This window comes from Mesorhizobium sp. B263B2A (assembly GCF_020165775.1).
Taxonomy (GTDB): Bacteria; Pseudomonadota; Alphaproteobacteria; order Rhizobiales; family Rhizobiaceae; genus Mesorhizobium; species Mesorhizobium opportunistum.
The window spans coordinates 35,928-53,803 of the sequence record NZ_JAIUIU010000004.1; the positions used below are offsets into that span (position 1 = coordinate 35,928).

The 17,876-nt window shown below is 64.3% G+C and carries 15 protein-coding genes and 1 riboswitch; of the genes, 10 read left to right on the forward strand and 5 right to left on the reverse strand.

Annotation, left to right across the window (positions count from 1 at the left end; genetic code table 11):
- The first annotated feature begins 88 nt into the window (after nt 1–88).
- The 4 genes from LB568_RS09390 (at nt 89) to serA (ending at nt 4,985) form a co-directional block, all read left to right on the forward strand.
- Entirely contained in the window at nt 89–937 is an 849-nt protein-coding gene (locus tag LB568_RS09390; RefSeq protein ID WP_224729957.1) for an outer membrane protein, read from the forward strand.
- A 220-nt stretch (nt 938–1,157) separates the two neighbouring features.
- Nucleotides 1,158–1,940 carry an outer membrane protein gene (locus LB568_RS09395; RefSeq protein ID WP_224729958.1) on the forward strand — a complete coding sequence of 261 codons (783 nt, stop codon included), beginning with the start codon at nt 1,158–1,160 and terminating at the stop codon, nt 1,938–1,940.
- A 201-nt stretch (nt 1,941–2,141) separates the two neighbouring features.
- Nucleotides 2,142–3,317 (forward strand): phosphoserine transaminase, encoded by a 1,176-nt coding sequence (locus LB568_RS09400; RefSeq protein ID WP_224729959.1) that lies wholly within the window; start codon nt 2,142–2,144, stop codon nt 3,315–3,317.
- Between the two features lie 66 nt (nt 3,318–3,383).
- Nucleotides 3,384–4,985, forward strand: coding sequence for a phosphoglycerate dehydrogenase (gene serA / locus LB568_RS09405; RefSeq protein WP_023766149.1), 1,602 nt, complete (start codon nt 3,384–3,386; stop codon nt 4,983–4,985).
- Between the two features lie 54 nt (nt 4,986–5,039).
- On the opposite strand, the gene LB568_RS09410 is transcribed toward serA, so the two are convergent.
- On the reverse strand, nt 5,040–5,942 hold the full coding sequence (locus LB568_RS09410; protein ID WP_224729960.1) for a DMT family transporter: 903 nt from the start codon (nt 5,940–5,942) through the stop codon (nt 5,040–5,042).
- Between the two features lie 211 nt (nt 5,943–6,153).
- Here LB568_RS09410 and LB568_RS09415 point away from each other — a divergent pair, with 211 nt between their 5' ends.
- Nucleotides 6,154–7,452, forward strand: a complete 1,299-nt coding sequence (locus tag LB568_RS09415; protein WP_224729961.1) for an adenylosuccinate synthase — start codon at nt 6,154–6,156, stop codon at nt 7,450–7,452.
- 76 nt (nt 7,453–7,528) lie between these two features.
- Nucleotides 7,529–9,169: a hypothetical protein gene (locus LB568_RS09420; RefSeq protein ID WP_224729962.1), complete on the forward strand. Its 1,641-nt coding sequence runs from the start codon at nt 7,529–7,531 to the stop codon at nt 9,167–9,169.
- A 25-nt stretch (nt 9,170–9,194) separates the two neighbouring features.
- On the opposite strand, the gene LB568_RS09425 is transcribed toward LB568_RS09420, so the two are convergent.
- Genes LB568_RS09425 through LB568_RS09440 form a run of 4 tightly spaced genes read right to left on the reverse strand, consistent with a single transcriptional unit; the run spans nt 9,195 to nt 12,261 of the window.
- Nucleotides 9,195–9,494: a CcdB family protein gene (locus tag LB568_RS09425; protein WP_013892552.1), complete on the reverse strand. Its 300-nt coding sequence runs from the start codon at nt 9,492–9,494 to the stop codon at nt 9,195–9,197.
- On the reverse strand, nt 9,494–9,736 hold the full coding sequence (locus tag LB568_RS09430; protein WP_140573096.1) for a type II toxin-antitoxin system CcdA family antitoxin: 243 nt from the start codon (nt 9,734–9,736) through the stop codon (nt 9,494–9,496). The genes LB568_RS09425 and LB568_RS09430 overlap by 1 nt, the downstream gene beginning before the upstream one ends.
- Nucleotides 9,737–9,794: 58 nt before the next feature.
- Complete coding sequence (locus LB568_RS09435) at nt 9,795–11,615, reverse strand: ABC-F family ATP-binding cassette domain-containing protein (RefSeq protein WP_224729963.1); 1,821 nt, start codon at nt 11,613–11,615, stop codon at nt 9,795–9,797.
- 1 nt (nt 11,616) lies between these two features.
- Nucleotides 11,617–12,261: a thiamine diphosphokinase gene (locus LB568_RS09440; RefSeq protein WP_224729964.1), complete on the reverse strand. Its 645-nt coding sequence runs from the start codon at nt 12,259–12,261 to the stop codon at nt 11,617–11,619.
- An 87-nt stretch (nt 12,262–12,348) separates the two neighbouring features.
- A riboswitch (TPP riboswitch) is annotated at nt 12,349–12,463 on the forward strand.
- 43 nt (nt 12,464–12,506) lie between these two features.
- On the opposite strand from LB568_RS09440, the gene thiB reads away from it, so the two are divergent.
- The 4 genes from thiB (at nt 12,507) to LB568_RS09460 (ending at nt 17,876) form a co-directional block, all read left to right on the forward strand.
- On the forward strand, nt 12,507–13,505 hold the full coding sequence (thiB, locus tag LB568_RS09445) for a thiamine ABC transporter substrate binding subunit (protein ID WP_224729965.1): 999 nt from the start codon (nt 12,507–12,509) through the stop codon (nt 13,503–13,505).
- A gap of 251 nt (nt 13,506–13,756) precedes the next feature.
- Nucleotides 13,757–15,382: a thiamine/thiamine pyrophosphate ABC transporter permease gene (gene thiP, locus LB568_RS09450; protein WP_224729966.1), complete on the forward strand. Its 1,626-nt coding sequence runs from the start codon at nt 13,757–13,759 to the stop codon at nt 15,380–15,382.
- Nucleotides 15,375–16,151 carry a thiamine ABC transporter ATP-binding protein gene (gene thiQ / locus LB568_RS09455; protein WP_224729967.1) on the forward strand — a complete coding sequence of 259 codons (777 nt, stop codon included), beginning with the start codon at nt 15,375–15,377 and terminating at the stop codon, nt 16,149–16,151. Before thiP ends, thiQ begins: the two co-directional genes overlap by 8 nt.
- A 318-nt stretch (nt 16,152–16,469) precedes the next feature.
- On the forward strand, nt 16,470–17,876 hold the full coding sequence (locus tag LB568_RS09460; protein ID WP_263496972.1) for a M48 family metalloprotease: 1,407 nt from the start codon (nt 16,470–16,472) through the stop codon (nt 17,874–17,876).

Sequence of the window (17,876 nt, forward strand, 5' to 3'; positions counted from 1 at the left end):
TTTAACTTTTGCAATTCATTATCCACGCCTGAAAGCCAAATCTTATTCGGACACGATCGCCGTTCCGAGGGTTCTAGGGGTGACAAGCATGTTCAATACAGCAAGAAAGGCCCTGTTCGCGTTGCTGTTCGCGGGTCTGGCCTGGCCAGTGTTCGCGGCCGACCTGCCGGAGCCGCAGGTCGAAGAGGCACCGCCGCCGGTTTACGAACAGCCGGTTGCCGATGTCGGCGGCTGGTATATCCGTGGCGACATCGACTATCACAAGTCCGACGTGCGCGGCATCGACTACACGACCTACACCATCTGTCCCTGTAACGTGGTCACGCCGGGCAGCAACAGTTTCGATTCCGGCAAGCTCAAGGGCGGTTTCTCGCTCGGCGGCGGCGTCGGTTACAAGATCAACGATCACTTCCGCACCGATCTGACCGCCGACTACTGGTTCAAGTCGAACTTCAATGGCAGCACCTCCGGCTTTGACTCGGGTGGCAACCCCACGACCTCCGTCGAAGTGTCGAAGATGAGCGCCTTGCTGCTGCTCGCCAACGCCTATGTCGATATCGGCACCTACCACGGCATCACGCCCTATGTCGGCGCCGGTATCGGTGGCGCGCATGTCAAATGGGACACCGTCTACGACCCGAACACCACCGAGACCAATCCCGGCTCGTCCAACTGGCGCTTTGCCTATGCCCTGATGGCCGGTGCCTCCTACTGCCTGACCGACAAGATTATCCTCGATGCAGGCTACCGCTTCTCCCATATCCAGGGCGGCCGCATGTTCGAATGGGATGCGAGCAGCGCCGGTCCTGGCTTCGACCGTGGCATCAACACCCACGAAGTGCGCGGCGGCCTGCGCTACCAGTTCGGCGGCAACAATGGATGCGCCGCACCGGTGGTGGCCTACCAGCCCGAACCCGAGCCGATCTACACCAAGTAACACCTCCGACATCGGAACAATCGCGAACCGCCCGGCTCAGCCGGGCGGTTTTCGTTTGGCGGTCTCGCGCCGGGCGGCCCGGATGAGTTCGCGTGCGAAATCAATCCGCTAACGCTCTGTTAGCCTTAACCCCGACTTAACCACTATGGTTAACAATGCTCCTTGAAACGATGGCAGCCGTCACGATCGCGGACGGGGCCGAATGCGGGAGCCGGGGACCATGACACTCACATCGCGTATGGCGCAGGCGCTTGCCGCGCTCACCCTGTTGCCGCTGACACCAGCCCTGGCCGCCGACTACGATCCTCCGATCTATGTCGACCAGGCGCCCGATTACGTGCCTGTCGAGGTTGGCTCCGGCTGGTATCTGCGCGGCGATGTCTCCTACCTGGCGGAGAAGAGCTTCAAGAATGGGGATTTCACCTTCCCGTCAACGATCAACAACGAAAGCTTCAGTCAGAGCGAAGACGCATTTTTCGGGAGCGTAGGCTTCGGATATCATTTCAACGATTACCTCCGCGCCGATCTCAACTTCGGCTATCTGCCCGGCAACAGCGCCAACGCCAGCTACAATGATTCAGCGGTCGTAACGTCGCCGACATTGCCGACCGTGGGATCGGCATCGCTGAAGAACTATGCCTTCTCGGGCATGCTCAACGGCTATGTCGATCTTGGCACCTATGTCGGGATCACGCCTTATGTCGGCGCTGGCGTCGGTGTCGTCCGCAGTACGCGCAAGCTTTCGGCGACCTACATCGATAACAATGACCCGGCAAACAATCTCACCCAGCAGGACAACAAGAACCAGTACTCGCTGGCCTACACACTGAATGCCGGTTTGGCTTACCAGGTGACGAAGAATGTTTCCGTCGATCTGGGCTATCAGTACTTCTCCGCCCCGGACGCCGAATATGTGACAGCCGAAAGCCTGACCTCCTTTCCAGTCAAAAAGGGGATCAGCAATCACCAGGTCAAGCTCGGCCTGAGATACGATCTCTGGTAGGCCTTGGGCAGACGAGGATTTCGGCGGCGGATCCCTGGGGTCCGCCGTTTGCGTTTGAAATCACGAGATCCTGATCAAGGATCACCAGTATCCTGCCAGCGACAAAAACTTTTCCCTTGACGCCTGGGACCTGAACGCATATCGCCGTCCGTGGGCCACCCCTCCCCAACGAGGGGCCACTATCTGGAAGGATAGACCACGATGACGACGCCTACGAAGCCCGGACTCCGTCCGGCAAATCCCAATTTCTCCTCAGGTCCCTGCGCAAAACGCCCCGGCTGGTCGGTCGAGGCGCTGAAGCATGCCGCGCTCGGCCGTTCCCATCGCGCCAAGATCGGCAAGACCAAGCTCGAACAAGCAATCGAGCTGACGCGCGAAATCCTCAACGTCCCGGCGGACTACCGCATCGGCATCGTGCCGGCGTCGGACACCGGTGCTGTCGAGATGGCGCTGTGGTCGCTGCTCGGCGAGCGTGGTGTCGACATGGTCGCCTGGGAAAGCTTTGGCTCCGGCTGGGTCACCGACGTGGTCAAGCAGCTGAAGCTCGCCGACGTGCGCAAGATCGAGGCCGGCTACGGCGAATTGCCTGATCTCACCAAGATCGATTTCGACCGCGACGTGGTCTTCACCTGGAACGGCACCACGTCGGGCGTGCGCGTGCCGAACGGCGATTTCATTCCGGCCGATCGTAAGGGCCTCACTATCTGCGACGCCACTTCGGCCGCGTTCGCGCAAAAGCTCGATTTCGAGAAACTCGATGTCGTCACCTTCTCCTGGCAGAAGGTGCTGGGCGGCGAGGGCGCACACGGCATGCTGATCCTGTCGCCGCGCGCCGTCGCGCGGCTGGAGAGCTACAAGCCTTCATGGCCGCTGCCGAAAATCTTCCGCCTGACCTCGGGCGGCAAGCTGATCGAAGGCATCTTCAAGGGCGAGACCATCAACACGCCGTCGATGCTGTGCGTCGAGGATTACCTCGACGCGCTCAACTGGGCGAAGTCGATCGGCGGCCTCGATGCCCTGGTCGCCAGGGCCGACGCCAATGCCGCGGTGCTCGATCGCCTCGTCGACAAGTCCGCATGGCTTGGCCATCTTGCCGCCCTGCCGGCGACGCGGTCGAACACCTCCGTCTGCCTGTCCTTCACCGATCCGCAAGTCGCGGCACTCGATGCCGACGGGCAGGCGGCTTTCGCCAAGGGACTGGTCACGGCGCTCGACAAGGAAGGGGTCGCCTACGACATCGGCTCCTATCGCGACGCGCCCCCCGGCCTGCGCATCTGGTGTGGCGCGACTGTCGAGACTTCCGATCTCGAAGCGCTGCTGCCCTGGCTCGACTGGGCTTTCGCCGCGCAGAAGGCGTCGCTGAAAGCGGCTGCCTGAGATTTTTCGTGGGGGCCCGCGGGCCGCCCCATTCCCGGATCAATCCCATTTTTCAAGGAGGCCGCCATGGCGCCCCGCGTTCTCGTTTCGGATAAACTCTCCACCACCGCAGTCCAGATATTCAAGGATCGCGGCATCGAGGTCGACTATCTGCCGGACCTCGGCAAGGACAAGGAAAAGCTGCTCGAGGTGATCAGCCAGTATGATGGCCTTGCCATCCGTTCGGCGACCAAGGTCACCGAAAAGCTGATCAACGCCGCCACCAAACTCAAGGTCGTCGGCCGCGCCGGCATCGGCGTCGACAATGTCGATATCCCGGCGGCCAGCCGCAAGGGCATCATCGTGATGAACACGCCCTTCGGCAATTCGATCACGACGGCCGAACATGCCGTCGCGATGATCTTCGCGCTGGCGCGCCAGATCCCGGAAGCCAATGCCTCGACCCATGCCGGCAAATGGGAGAAGAACCGCTTCATGGGCGTCGAGATCACCGGCAAGACGCTGGGCGTCATCGGCTGCGGCAATATCGGTTCGATCGTCGCGACGCGCGGCGTCGGCCTGAAGATGCATGTCATCGCCTTCGACCCGTTCCTGTCGGACAAGCGCGCCGAGGAACTTGGCGTCGACAAGGTGGAACTGGACGAGCTTTTCGCCCGCGCGGACTTCATCACGCTGCACACGCCGCTGACCGACAAGACGCGCAACATCATCGACGCCGCGGCAATAGCCAAGATGAAGAACGGCGTGCGCATCATCAACTGCGCCCGCGGCGGGCTGGTCGTCGAGGCCGACCTGATCGCGGCGCTGAAAAGCGGCAAGGTCGCGGGTGCGGGCATCGACGTGTTCGAGGTCGAACCGGCCGAGCAGAACGCCCTGTTCGGCATGGAGAACGTGGTGGCGACGCCGCATCTCGGTGCCTCGACGGCGGAAGCGCAGGAGAATGTCGCGCTGCAGGTCGCCGAACAGATGTCCGACTATCTGATCAAGGGCGCCGTCTCCAACGCCATCAACATGCCCTCGATCACGGCGGAGGAAGCGCCGCGGCTGAAGCCCTTCGTCAAGCTGGCGGAAGTGCTTGGCGCCTTTGTAGGCCAGGTCACCGAGGATCCGATCAAGGAGGTCGAGATCCTGTTCGACGGCTCGACCGCGACGATGAACACGCGCGCGCTGATCAGTGCCGCACTTGCCGGCCTGATCCGGCCGCAGGTCTCCGACGTCAACATGGTGTCGGCGCCGATCATGGTGAAGGAGCGCGGCATCATCGTCGCGGAAGTCAAGCGCGACAAGTCGGGCGTATTCGACGGCTATATCAAGCTGACCGTCACGACCGAGCACAGGACGCGCTCGATCGCCGGCACCTGCTTCTCCGACGGCAAGCCGCGCTTCATCCAGATCAAGGGCATCAACCTCGACGCCGAAGTCGGCCAGCACATGCTCTACACGACCAATGCCGACGCGCCCGGCATCATCGGCCTGCTTGGCACGGTGTGCGGCGAGAACGGCGTCAACATCGCCAATTTCCAGCTTGGCCGCAATCGGCCGGGCGGCGACGCCATTGCGCTGCTTTATCTGGACGCACCGTTCCCGGAAAAGGTGTTGGAACAGGTGCGGGCACACAAGTCGATCGATTCGGCCAAGCGGCTGCAGTTCGACGTGGGCGGGGTGTAGACGACGCGACCTTGCAATCAGCCTCGAAAGGCGCGGCGTGGTCGTGCCTTTCGTTCAGACTGGCGGCAAATTTGCCGTCTTTCGCCCGCTGTATTCGGCGAGCGCGATGCCGCCCAGCACGAGTACCAGCGCCAGCGCCTGATAGAGTTGGAACGTCTCGCCGACGATCAGCACCGAGAGCAGCGTGCCGAAGATCGGCACCAGATTGATGAACAGGCCGGCGCGGTTGGCGCCGATCAGTTCGTTGCCCCTGATGTAGGTTATCTGCGAGATGACCGAGGCGCCGATCGCGGTGTAGACGATCACCGTCCAGCCGCGTGCGTCGGGTACGATGACCTTGCCGGCGGCGACCTCCCACAGGAAGAAGGGCAGCGAGGTGATGAGCGCGGCGACCGCAAGGGACAGCATCAGGCTCTGCCAACGCATCACCGGCTTCATCCGCAGCCCGACCGAATAGCCGCTGTAGAGGACGACCGCCACCAGCATGATGGCGTCGCCGAAATTGAGTTCCAATGCGAGCAGCCGGCGCGGATCGCCATGGCAGGCAGTCAGGACTACGCCGAAGATGGTCAGCACCACGCCGGCAATCTGCGCCCAGCTCACAGGCAAGCGGAAGAAGATGAAATTAGCGACGATGATCAAGACCGGCATCGCCGCCTGTTCGATCGAGACATTGATCGCCGTCGTGTAGTTGAGCGCGGTGTAGAAGATGGTGTTGAACAATGTGAAGCCGCTGGCCCCAAGTGCGGCCAACACGAACCAGTGCCGGCGCACGACAGGCCAGTCCTCCTGGATCGTGCGCCAGCCGATCGGCAGCAGTATCGCCACCGCCAGCACCCAGCGCAGGAAGACCAGCGTCATCGGCGAGACGTGATCGACCGCCAGCTTGCCGGCCACCGAATTGCCACCCCACAGCAGCGTGGTGAGCAGCAGGAATATGTAGGCGCTTCGATGCATCGCGGGATTCCGGCCGTGGGGATGGCCACGGTGTTTGCCGGCCTATTGCCCCCGTCAGCCCAAGTAAATGATGTCAAAGCCGAAAATTGTTGTGCCTCAGGGCATTTTCGGCGGCAAAGAAAGGTCGCACTCGCGAGGTCTTGACGCTATAGAGGCCTGTCGTTTGGAACCAAATCCAAGCCGCTCGGCGGCGTCTCAAGGGAAAAGAAACATGGCCAATGTGGTGGTCGTCGGCTCGCAGTGGGGCGACGAAGGCAAGGGCAAGATCGTCGACTGGCTGTCGGAGCGCGCCGATGTCGTGGTGCGTTTCCAGGGTGGCCACAATGCCGGCCATACGCTGGTTGTCGACGGCAAGGTCTACAAGCTGTCGCTGTTGCCGTCCGGCGTCGTGCGGCAAGGCAAGCTGTCCATCATCGGCAATGGCGTGGTCTTCGATCCGCATGCTTTCGTGGCCGAAGTGGCGAAGCTCAAGGCGCAGGGCGTCGAAGTGACGCCTGACCGCCTGAAAATAGCCGAAAACACGGCGCTTATCCTGTCACTGCACCGGGAGCTGGACGGATTCCGCGAGGACGCCGCCACCAATTCCGGAACGAAGATTGGCACGACCCGCCGTGGCATCGGCCCCGCCTACGAGGACAAGGTGGGTCGGCGCGCGGTTCGGGTGATGGATCTGGCGGATTTGGAAACGCTTCCCCTGAAAGTCGACAGGCTGCTGACGCATCACAATGCGCTGCGTCGCGGGCTTGGCCATGCCGAAGTCACGCATGATGCGATCATGACGGAGTTGACCTCGGTCGCCGACGAGATCCTGCCCTACATGGACCGGGTCTGGAAGATCCTCGACGACAAGCGCCGCGCCGGCGAGCGCATCCTGTTCGAGGGCGCGCAAGGCACGCTGCTCGACATAGACCATGGCACCTATCCGTTCGTCACCTCGTCGAACACGGTCGCCGGGCAGGCCGCCGCCGGCGCGGGCGTTGGTCCAGGCGCCATCGGCTATGTGCTCGGCATCACCAAAGCCTACACGACGCGTGTCGGCGAAGGTCCGTTCCCGACCGAGCAAAAGAACGAGATCGGCGAGTTCCTCGGCACACGCGGCCATGAATTCGGCGTCGTCACCGGGCGCAAGCGCCGCTGCGGCTGGTTCGACGCGGTGCTGGTGCGCCAGGCGGTCGCCGTCAACGGCATCAAGGGCATCGCGCTGACCAAGCTCGACGTGCTCGACGGGCTGGATGAGATCAAGGTCTGCACCGGCTACCGCCTCGACGGCGAGGCGATCGACTATCTGCCGGCGAGCCAGGGCGCGCAGGCCCGTGTCGAACCGGTCTACGAGACGCTGGAGGGGTGGAAAGGCACCACCGCCGGGGCGCGCAGCTGGAACGATCTTCCGGCCCAGGCCGTCAAATATGTCCGATACATCGAGGAGCTCATCGGCGCACCGGTCGCGCTCCTCTCCACCAGTCCGGAACGGGACGATACGATACTTGTGACCGATCCGTTTCAAGACTAGTTTCTGAAGCCTTTCCGGGCATTGCGGCTGATTTGCGGGGGCCGGCGCGGAAGCAAAAATACAGGTCGACTGAAGCATGGCAGATTTCGTTGCTGTTCTGAAGAAAACGATAGACAACCTCAGCGATCAGTCGCCGGAGATGCGGGCGAGGGTCTATGACAAGGCCCGCTCGACGATCGCAGCCAAGATTGCCCTGCGCGATCCGCCGCTGTCGCCGTCGGATGCCGCCAAGCAGAAGCGCGGTCTGGAAGATGCTATCTCCAGCGTCGAGCGCGACTACACCAAGAGCGTGCCGGAGACGGATCCGCTCGCCGAGCTGGAGAACATCTTTTCCTCCATCGACCGCAACAAGAACCAGCCGAACCACACACGCCAGCCGGCGAATGCGGAGCCTTCGTGGCCAGCGCCGCCTCTTGCCAAGCCGGACCCCTATCGGCCGGCGCCGCCGCCCGCCGCCAAGGCCGAGCCGAGCTGGCCGAAGCCCGCGCCGGTGCAGCCGGCATCCTTCAATCTGGCTGACAAGAACCTGCCGGGCATGGACGCGGACCAGGAAGACGACCAGCCGGATGTCTTTCCCAATGATGACGAGCCGGCCACGGCCGACACCTTCCAGCGTCTGCGTCCCGCCGAGCGCAAGCGTAGCTATGGCGGGCTGATTGCCGCCGTCGTCGCCCTGTTGGTCGTTGCCGGCGGCGGCTATGGCATCTGGCTGAACAAGGATGCCTTTGGCAAGATGCTGGGTCTGGACGGCAGCAAGGTTGCCAAGACCGAACCGGTGAAACCGGCGCCGGCCAAGCCGGCGACCGACGCGGCGACGCCGCCGGCGGCAGGCGCCGAAGCGACGAAATTCACGCAGCGGCTGACACCTGAAGGCGGCGAAACCGATCCCGGCCCGGCCGGTGGGCAAAGCGGCATAGGCGAGGGCGAATCCGTCGCCGCGTTGACGACGCCGCCAACGGCAACGAACGCGCCGGCCAATGCGCCTACGCCCGCCGCCACGCCTGCCCCCGCCGCGACCCCGCCTGCGGCTGGTGCTGCGCCGGCAACGCCGCCCGCCAACGGCACCGCACCCGCGGCACAAGCCGATGCCGCCGCTACGCCGCCGGCTCCCGCGGCCGCCACACCGCCCGCCGCCGCCGCTCCGGCGACGCAAGCCGCGGTGCCGGTTGGCCAGAAGGCGATCTTCTATGAGGAGCGCACCAGCACAGCGCAGGGTTCGGCCGAGCCCGGCAGCATCGTCTGGTCGCTGGTCCAGGAATCGCCCGGCGGCGACCTGCCGCCCGAGCCGGCGATCCGCGCCGAGGCGACCATCCCCGGCAAGGACATCCAACTGCGCATGACCATCCGCCGCAACACCGATCAGACGCTGCCGGCGAGCCACATTATCGAGATGATCTTCCTGACGCCCGACGGCTTCGAAGGCGGCGGTGTCGACAACATCCTGCGCGTCGCCATGAAGAGTTCGGAGCAGGACGCCGGCAGCCCGCTGATCGGCATTCCGGCCAAGATCGCCGACGGCTTCTTCCTCGTCGCGCTCAACGACACCAAGGCCGACGAGGACGCCAACATGACCTTGCTGCGCGGCCAGGACTGGATCGACGTGCCGGTCGTCTACAAGACCGGACGGCGGGCGCTGCTGACCATGGAAAAAGGCATCCCCGGCGAGAAGGTGTTCGACGAGGCGATCAAGGCCTGGCAGGCGAAGACGGCGGGTTGAGGAGGCGGCCTAACATCGCCTTCGTTCAGAAACCCTGGAACAGCATGTCGAGCGCTGCGACGATGTCGTCGTGATGCTTTGAGAGGTTTCCCTCCGCGTCCGATAGTTCAGATGCGGTGAAGGCTGATATAAACTGCGTGACCATCACATGATCTTTGCCGTCTATAGCGAAGGTCGGGTTTAGTCGGCGGCCAGGAACCGGAGCTATTTGGGGCGGCATCAGGGGAATGACGACCCTCGTGTTCAGCCCTTCAAGAAGGTCGGACTGCACATCGAGAAGATAACCGTTACCGTCGGCATTCCGATAAAAATCGTAACGTGCCATCAGAACGGCCGATGTTTGGCCAATGGCAGTCCGTTGCGCCTAACATACTCGTTGGAGCTTTCGATGGCTTCGTTGTTTTCTTCCTGCCATCGACGCGTTTTCTCCGCCGCTATCGCTTTCGCGATACCTGCCTCGGCAGCGCGGGAGATGTTGATGCCCAACGCCTTGGCGTCTTTGATCAACTGAGAGTCAATGGACGTGTTGACGGACGTCCTCTGAGGTTTTGGCGTCGATTGAAGCATGGGGATGCCCTTCTTCCATGCGCATAATATACGCGCATAAAAGACCGCATGCAATCGTTCACCCTTCCATCTCTTCCCGCAACATCTCCAGTTCCAGCCACTCCTCTTCGAGCGCCGCCAGCGTAGCGCGTTCCTTGTCGAGGGCGGCGATGGTCTTTTGGAACGAGGCTGGATCGCGCTCGTAATAAGCCGGGTCGGCGATGTTGTTTTCCAACCGCGAGATCGACGCGGTCACCGCCTCGATCTTCTTGGGGAGCGATTCCAGCGCGAATTTCTGCTTGAACGACAGCTTCTTCGCCGGCCCCTTCGGTGCCACGGGCTCGCTCTTGCCCGGTGCCGGCATATCGGCGGCTTCAGTCTTGGCGCGCGCCTTGCGGTCGTCGAGCCTGGTGCCGCCCCGTTGGGCCAGCATGTCGGAATAGCCGCCGGCATATTCGACCCAGCGGCCCCCGCCGTCCGGCGCGATGATGCTGGTGACGGTGCGGTCGAGGAAATCGCGGTCGTGGCTGACCAGGATGACGGTGCCGGCAAAACCGGCGACCAGTTCCTGCAGGAGTTCCAGGGTCTCCATGTCGAGATCGTTGGTCGGCTCGTCGAGCACCAGGAGGTTCGCCGGCCGCGCCAGCACGCGCGCCAGGATCAGCCGCGCCCGTTCGCCGCCGGACAGTTCGCGCACCGGCGTGCGCGCCTGTTCCGGCTTGAACAGGAAATCCTTCATGTAGGAGACGACATGGCGCTGCTCGCCATTGATGACGAGGTTTTCGCCGCGCCCGTCGGTGAGGTATTGCGCCAGGGTCTCCTGCGGGTCGACCGCCTCGCGCTTCTGGTCGAGCGTGGCGATCTCCAGATTGGTGCCGAGCCGCACCGAGCCTGCATCCGGCGCCAATTCACCGGTCAGCATCTTCAAAAGCGTCGTCTTGCCGGCGCCGTTCGGTCCGACGAGGCCGACGCGGTCGCCGCGCTGGATGCGGGTCGAGAATCCCTTGACCACGGTGAGATCGCCAAAACTCTTCTCGATGTTCTTGGCTTCGATCACCAGCTTGCCGGATTCGGCGGCGTCGCTGGCCACCATGGTCGCCGAACCCTCGGCGCCGCGATGGCCGCGAAAATTCTTGCGCATGGTCTGCAACTCGCCGAGGCGGCGCATGTTGCGCTTGCGCCGCGCCGTCACGCCATAGCGCAGCCAGTGCTCCTCGCGCACGATCTGGCGGCCGAGCTTGTGCTGCTCGCGCTCTTCCTCTTCCAGCACCTGATCGCGCCACTCCTCGAAATGGCCAAAACCCTTGTCGAGCCTGCGGGTCTGGCCGCGGTCGAGCCAGATGGTGGCGCGCGAGACGCGTTCGAGGAAACGGCGGTCGTGCGAGATGACGATATGTGCCGATGAGGTGCGGACAAGCTCTTCTTCCAGCCACTCGATGACCGACAGATCGAGATGGTTGGTCGGCTCATCAAGCAGCAGGATGTCCGGTTCCGGCGCCATGACGCGGGCAAGGGCGGCGCGCCTGGCCTCGCCACCGGACAGATCGTTCGGCCGCTCCTCGCCCGACAGGCCGAGATGCTCCATCAGATAGCTGGCGCGGTAGGGATCATCGGCGGGGCCAAGCCCTGCCTCGACATAGGCGCGGACCGTTGCGAAACCTTCCATGTCGGGCATCTGCGGCAGATAGCGCACGGTCGCCGACGGCTGGCGGAACACCTCGCCGTCCTGGGGTTCGATCAGGCCGGCGGCGATCTTGAGCAGCGTCGACTTGCCCGAGCCGTTGCGGCCGACCAGCGCGATCTTGTCGCCGGCCGAAGCGGTCAAGGCGGCGCCATCGAGCAGCGGCGTGCCGCCAAAGGTCAGTTTTATCCCGTCGAGGTTGAGAAGAGGCGGGGCCATGTCAGCTTTCGGGCAAGGGATAGGGATGAGCGAGCAGCAGCGCGCGGCCGTGGCCGAGCGCGATTTCGAGGCCCCCCCGGACCTCGTTGGAGATGGTCAGCGACGAACCGAAGGCCACCTCGACCTGGTTGAGCGGCCATTTGGCGCCGGTGACGGTCAGGCCGGCGAGGTCTGAAAAGCCGAGGATCGAAAACAGCGTGCCGTCGGTATAGTCGAAACCCGTCTTTCCCAACAGCAAGGGCACGCCTTCCTGGGCGCCGCTGGTCAGCACCACTCCGGTGCCGGTCTCGGCCAGCCGCAGGGCGAGCGACAGATGCAGGAAAGCATGGTCGGCCCGTTTGCCGCCGAAAGCGCCTGCCAGCACCAGGCGGGTCGCGCCTCGTTCGAGTGCGGCGGCGATCGCCAGTTCGCCATCGGTCTTGTCCTTCTCCGCCGGAAAGGTCTGGCGGGGCACGGCGGCCAGATCGTCAAGCAGATTGGCCGGTACCGAATCGAAATCACCCACCCAGAGTTCCGGGACAAGGCCGAGCAGCCGCGCATGGCCGATGCCGGCGTCGGCGGCGATCACGCGGCAGCCTTCGATCTGGCGGTCGAGCCGCGGCGTGCGGATGAGATCGCCGCCAAGCAGGATGGTGAATGTGCTCATATCGTGTGGCCCTTACCAGCCCGACACGCGAAACGGAAGGCGGCAAACTCCCACTTGCGCGGTTCATTGGCCCGGCCTATGTGTCGAAACGCTCTAACGGGGTGCCGGACGCGATCTTCGCGGACCGGCTGAGAGGCAGTCTCGCCAACCCGCTGAACCTGATCCGGTTTGTACCGGCGGAGGGATTAGACGTTTCGGACAGTCCGACGCCTCAATTCCTTTCAACTCGAACGAAGGAGGCGCCGATGCGCACGCTTTTATACTCTCTTGTCTCGGCAGCGGTTCTGGCGCTGTCCGGGCCGGCCTTGGCCAAGGACAAGCTCACCGTCTACACCTATGAAAGCTTCACCGCCGACTGGGGTCCAGGCCCCGTGGTGAAGAAGGAATTCGAGGCCGAATGCGGCTGCGATGTCGAGTTCGTCTCGGTCGCCGACGGCGTGGCGCTGCTCAACCGCGTCAAGCTCGAAGGGGCCTCGACCAAAGCCGATATCGTGCTCGGCCTCGACACCAATCTCACCGCCGATGCCAAGGCGACAGGCCTGTTCGCGCCGCATGGCGCGGTGTCCGACGTCGATGTGCCGGGCGGCTGGAGCGACGATACTTTTGTCCCCTTCGACTATGGCTATTTCGCCGTCGTCTACGACACCGAAAAGCTGAAGAACCCACCCAAGAGCCTTAAGGATCTGGTCGAGGGCAGTGCCGACGACAAGATCGTCATCCAGGATCCGCGCACTTCCACGCCGGGTCTCGGCCTGCTTCTGTGGGTCAAATCGGTCTATGGCGACAAGGCGCCGGAGGCCTGGGCCAAGCTCAAGGCGAAGGTGCTGACGGTGACGCCAGGCTGGAGCGAGGCCTATGGCCTGTTCACCAAGGGCGAGGCGCCGATGGTGCTGTCCTACACCACGTCGCCGGCCTATCACATGATCGCCGAGAACACCGAGCGCTACCAGGCGGCTTCCTTCGAGGAGGGCGAATATCTGCAGATCGAGGTTGCCGGCATCACCACGACGGGCGCCAAGAACCCGCTGGCTGCAAAGTTCATGGCCTTCATGACCAGCCCGAAGTTCCAGGACGCCATCCCCGAGACCAACTGGATGTTCCCCGCCGGCAAGACCGACAAGCCGCTCAACCCGGCCTTCGGCAAACTGGTCAAGCCGACCAAGACCTTGCTGTTCAGCCCGCAGGAGGTCGCCGCCAACCGCAAGGCCTGGGTGGACGAATGGCTTTCGGTGATGAGCAGGTAGGGTTCAAGTCTCGTCGGATGTTTGCGCCAAGCCGCCCCCCTCTGGCCTGCCGGCCATCTCCCCCTCAAGGGGGGAGATTGGCAGTTTTGGCGCCTAGCCAAGTCCAGCAGCATTGGAGAATAGCGAAAGCCTCCGCGTGCGCAATCTCCCCCCTTGAGGGGGAGATGTCCGGCAGGACAGAGGGGGGTGGGCTCGGCCTTCGCCAGGTATTTCCTTCGATCGATACCCACCACAGTGTTGGGTAGCGCGAAATGCATACGCGCCACCCCACCGACCCCCGCGTCAGCGCCGGCATCACCGCGCTTTCCGCGATCGCGCTGCTGATCGGTGGCGCGTTTGCCGGGCTGCTTGTCGAGGGCGCCCACGATCTCACGGGCGCTTGGGCGGCCTTCGATCCCTATCTGCTGCGCGTCGTGCGCTTCACGCTCTTGCAGGCCGCCCTTTCGACACTTCTCTCGGTCATACCGGCGCTGTTCGTGGCGCGTGCGCTGTCGCGGCACCCGCGCTTCCCGGGCCGCGCCTTCATGCTGCAGCTCTTTGCCGTGCCGCTGGCGCTGCCGGCCATCGTCGCGGCGCTCGGGATCCTGGCGCTCTACGGCCGTGCCGGTTATTTCGCCGGCCTGTTCGGCGCGGTCGGCGGCCAGGGCTGGCCAGGCATTTACGGCCTGTCCGGCATCCTCGTCGCCCATGTCTTCTTCAACCTGCCGCTCAGCACGCGGCTGTTCCTCGAGACGCTGCAGACCATTCCTGCCGACCAGTGGCGGCTGGCGAGCCAGCTTGGCATGGGCGCGCGGCCGGCGTTCCGGCTGATCGAATGGCCGACGCTGCGCGCCGCCTTGCCCGGGGTCGCCGGGCTTGTCTTCATGCTCTGCATCACCTCCTTCACCATCGTGCTGACGCTCGGCGGCGGACCAGGCGCGACGACGCTGGAAGTCGGCATCTATCAGGCGCTCCGCTTCGATTTCGATCCGGCGCGGGCGGTCGCGCTGACGCTGCTGCAGATCGCCTTGACCTTCATCGTGGTGCTGGCGCTGACGCGGCTTGGCGCCAATGTCGTCGGTGACACCAACCTGCCGGTCGCACCGCGCCGTTATCTCTCCGTCAACCGGACCGAGACCTGGCTGAACGCGGCGCTCATCGTGCTGGCGCTGCTGTTCGTTGCCGGACCGATGGCGGCCACGGTGATCGCCGGGCTTGGCGCCGATCTCGGCCGGCTCGCCGGCGAGGCCGCGGTCCGGCAGGCGACGCTGACGAGTGCGGTGCTGGCCTTCCTGTCGGCGCTGCTTTCGGTGATGCTGTCGCTGGCCTTGACCATGGCGCGCAGGGCGCTGGCGCTGAACCGCCGCTCCGGGCCAAGGACGCTGCTCGAACACGCCACCGATACCGGCGCGGGGTTCGTCCTGGTCGTGCCGCCCATCGTCATCGGCGCCGGCTGGTTCCTGCTGCTGCGTCATGCCGGCGATGTCTTCGCCATCGCCCCGGTCATGGTCGTCACCGTCAATGCGGTGATGGCGATGCCTTTCGCGTTGCGCGCCGTCCGTCCCGCCTATGATGCGGGCAGCGAGCGTCACGAACGGCTCTGCGCGCAGCTGGGCATTGTCGGATGGGCCAGGCTGCGGCTGGTCGACTGGCCGTCGCTGCGGCGGCCGCTCGCCACCGCCTTCGCCTTCGCCATGGCACTGTCGCTTGGCGATCTCGGTGTCATCGCGCTGTTCGGCAGTGATTCCGTGCAGACATTGCCCTACCTTCTGCTGGCGCGCATGGGCCGCTACCGCACCGCGGACGCCGCCGGCCTGGCACTGTTGCTCGGCCTGGTTTGCCTGGCGCTGGTCCTGGCAGCGGACCGGCTGGGAAAAGGAATGGCCCGCGATGTCTGATGGGGCGATTGGCAGGAAAGGTGTTCCGGTGCGGCTGGACAAGGTTTCGTTCAGCTATGGGGAGGCGCCGCTTGCCTTCGATGTCGCGTTCGCCGCAGCGGAAATCACCGCCATCATGGGGCCGAGCGGCTCGGGGAAGTCGACGCTGCTCAACCTGGTCGCCGGGTTCGAGACGCCTCGGTCTGGCCGTGTGCTGATCGGCGGGGCCGATGTCAGCGGCGCGCCTCCGGCGGCGCGGCCGGTGTCGATGGTGTTCCAGGAAAACAACCTTTTCGCCCATCTCAGCGTCGAGCAGAATGTCGGGCTCGGCCGCTCGCCGTCGCTGCGGCTGACCGAGGCCGACCGCGCGGCGATTGCCGACGCGCTTGCGCGCACCGGCCTTGCCGGCAAGGAAAAACGCTTGCCGCGCGAACTCTCGGGCGGTGAGCGCCAGCGCGTCGCCCTGGCCCGCGTGCTGGTGCGCGATCGCCCGGTGCTGCTGCTAGACGAACCCTTCGCTTCGCTCGGGCCCGCTTTGCGCGACGACATGCTCGACCTGGTTGCCGGCGTCCATGCCGACCATGGCATGACGGTGCTGTTCGTCACGCACCAGCCGCAGGATGCGCGCCGCATCGGCCGCAATGTGGTGTTTCTGGACAATGGCGCCGTGGCGGCCACCGGCTCCGCCGAGGATTTCTTTGCCGGGGCTGGTCCCGAGGCGTTCCGGCGCTATATCGGTACCGGTGCCGGGGATGCCGTATCACGAGATATTGCCCGGAAGCGGACATAATTTACGGCCAAACCGTCTTCGGGCGAAGTGGCGCTTGCTTGCCATGGCAGACGTAGTGTGGCTAGGTCCGCCCTATTGGTCCGGCACAGGCCGTGATTTGCCTACAGCATCCGCCGCACGCCCCGAGGGACGTGTGAGGGATGCTGTAGTAGTTTGTTTGCGCATGACAATTCCGAAGATCGCCCCCGATTTTCGTGGTCATGCGCCGGGACCCGAAAGGAAGCCGTTCTGGCGATCGGCGTTGACAGACCAAGATGGAACCCGCTGGCGCGCTTTCTTGCGCTGGCCGGTTTTGCCGTGGCGCTCGCAAGCTGCCAGATGTTCACACCTCCGGCAGTCCAGGAATCCGGGTTCCAGCCGTCCGACAAGCCGATCACGGTCGACAATGTCGGCGCCAACAACAAACTCGCCGAACTGGCCAAGGCGCAGCACCCGCGCATCCTGGCGACTTATGGCGGGGAATATTCCGATCCCAAGCTCGAGCGCATGGTCGCCAAGGTGGTCGGCAGCCTGACCGTGGTGTCCGCCAATCCGACCCAGACCTACCGCATCACCATTTTGAATTCGCCCAACGTCAACGCCTTCGCGTTGCCGGGCGGCTATCTCTACATCACGCGCGGCCTGCTGGCGCTGGCAAACGATTCGTCCGAACTCGCCGCGGTCATCGCGCACGAGATGGGCCACGTCACCGCCAACCACGGCCTGCAACGCCAGCAGCTGGAGGCCGAGGAAGGCCTGGCGACCAAGGTGGTCTCGGACGTGCTCGGCGACAGCCCGACCGCCAAGGCCGCACTGATCCGCGGCAAGCTCAGGCTGGCGCAGTTCTCGCGCAACCAGGAGCTGGAAGCGGATGCCATCGGCATCAAGTCGATCGGCGAAGCCGGCTATGATCCATACGCCGCCGGCCGGTTCCTGCAGTCGATGTCGGCCTATACCGATTTCCGCTCGATCAGCGGCGCCACCGACGCCAGCCTCGACTTTCTGGCGACGCATCCCAATACGCCGCAGCGTATCGACCTGGCGCAGCGCCATGCCCGCCAGTTCGGCGCACCCGGCGTCGGCACGCGCGACCGCGATTCCTTCCTCGCCGGCATAGACGGCCTGCTCTACGGAGATACGCCGGAGGAAGGCTATGTGCGGGGCGAGACCTTCCTGCATCCGGGCCTCGGTGTGTCATTCACGGTGCCGGACGGCTTCATCATCGACAATTCCGCGGCAGCGGTGACGGCGACCGGGCCGGGCGACATAGCCATCCGCTTCGACGGGGTTTCGATCGACAAGAACCGCGCCTTGACCGACTACATCCGGAGCGGCTGGGTCGCCGGTCTCGACGACAGCACCGTCAAGCAGGAAACGATCAATGGCAACGAGGCGGCGACCGCGCATGCCGGCGCCGAAGGCTGGCAGTTCGACATCGCGGTGATCCGCGCCGGCGGCCAGGTCTACCGGCTGCTGACCGCGGCACCCTCGGCCAGCACCTCGCTCGACACGGTGGCACGCTCGGTCAGCGGGTCGTTCCGTATCCTGAGCCCTGCTGAAAAAGCGGCCCTGAAGCCGCTGCACATCCGCGTGCTCACCGTGCAGCCGGGACAGACCATGGGCTCGCTCGCCGCGCAGATGGTGGGCGTCGACCGCAAGCTCGACCTGTTCCGCGTGCTCAATGCGCTGTCGCCGGGTGCTGCTGTTTCGGCCGGCGACAAGGTCAAGATCGTCACCGACAAATAA

What these genes read in the sequence shown, in the direction of transcription:
- LB568_RS09390 (WP_224729957.1), top strand. Translation starts at nt 89, where the DNA reads ATGTTCAATACAGCAAGAAAGGCCCTGTTCGCGTTGCTGTTCGCGGGT.
- LB568_RS09395 (WP_224729958.1), top strand. Translation starts at nt 1,158, where the DNA reads ATGACACTCACATCGCGTATGGCGCAGGCGCTTGCCGCGCTCACCCTG.
- LB568_RS09400 (WP_224729959.1), top strand. Translation starts at nt 2,142, where the DNA reads ATGACGACGCCTACGAAGCCCGGACTCCGTCCGGCAAATCCCAATTTC.
- serA (WP_023766149.1), top strand. Translation starts at nt 3,384, where the DNA reads ATGGCGCCCCGCGTTCTCGTTTCGGATAAACTCTCCACCACCGCAGTC.
- LB568_RS09410 (WP_224729960.1), bottom strand. Translation starts at nt 5,942, where the DNA reads ATGCATCGAAGCGCCTACATATTCCTGCTGCTCACCACGCTGCTGTGG.
- LB568_RS09415 (WP_224729961.1), top strand. Translation starts at nt 6,154, where the DNA reads ATGGCCAATGTGGTGGTCGTCGGCTCGCAGTGGGGCGACGAAGGCAAG.
- LB568_RS09420 (WP_224729962.1), top strand. Translation starts at nt 7,529, where the DNA reads ATGGCAGATTTCGTTGCTGTTCTGAAGAAAACGATAGACAACCTCAGC.
- LB568_RS09425 (WP_013892552.1), bottom strand. Translation starts at nt 9,494, where the DNA reads ATGGCACGTTACGATTTTTATCGGAATGCCGACGGTAACGGTTATCTT.
- LB568_RS09430 (WP_140573096.1), bottom strand. Translation starts at nt 9,736, where the DNA reads ATGCTTCAATCGACGCCAAAACCTCAGAGGACGTCCGTCAACACGTCC.
- LB568_RS09435 (WP_224729963.1), bottom strand. Translation starts at nt 11,615, where the DNA reads ATGGCCCCGCCTCTTCTCAACCTCGACGGGATAAAACTGACCTTTGGC.
- LB568_RS09440 (WP_224729964.1), bottom strand. Translation starts at nt 12,261, where the DNA reads ATGAGCACATTCACCATCCTGCTTGGCGGCGATCTCATCCGCACGCCG.
- thiB (WP_224729965.1), top strand. Translation starts at nt 12,507, where the DNA reads ATGCGCACGCTTTTATACTCTCTTGTCTCGGCAGCGGTTCTGGCGCTG.
- thiP (WP_224729966.1), top strand. Translation starts at nt 13,757, where the DNA reads ATGCATACGCGCCACCCCACCGACCCCCGCGTCAGCGCCGGCATCACC.
- thiQ (WP_224729967.1), top strand. Translation starts at nt 15,375, where the DNA reads ATGTCTGATGGGGCGATTGGCAGGAAAGGTGTTCCGGTGCGGCTGGAC.
- LB568_RS09460 (WP_263496972.1), top strand. Translation starts at nt 16,470, where the DNA reads ATGTTCACACCTCCGGCAGTCCAGGAATCCGGGTTCCAGCCGTCCGAC.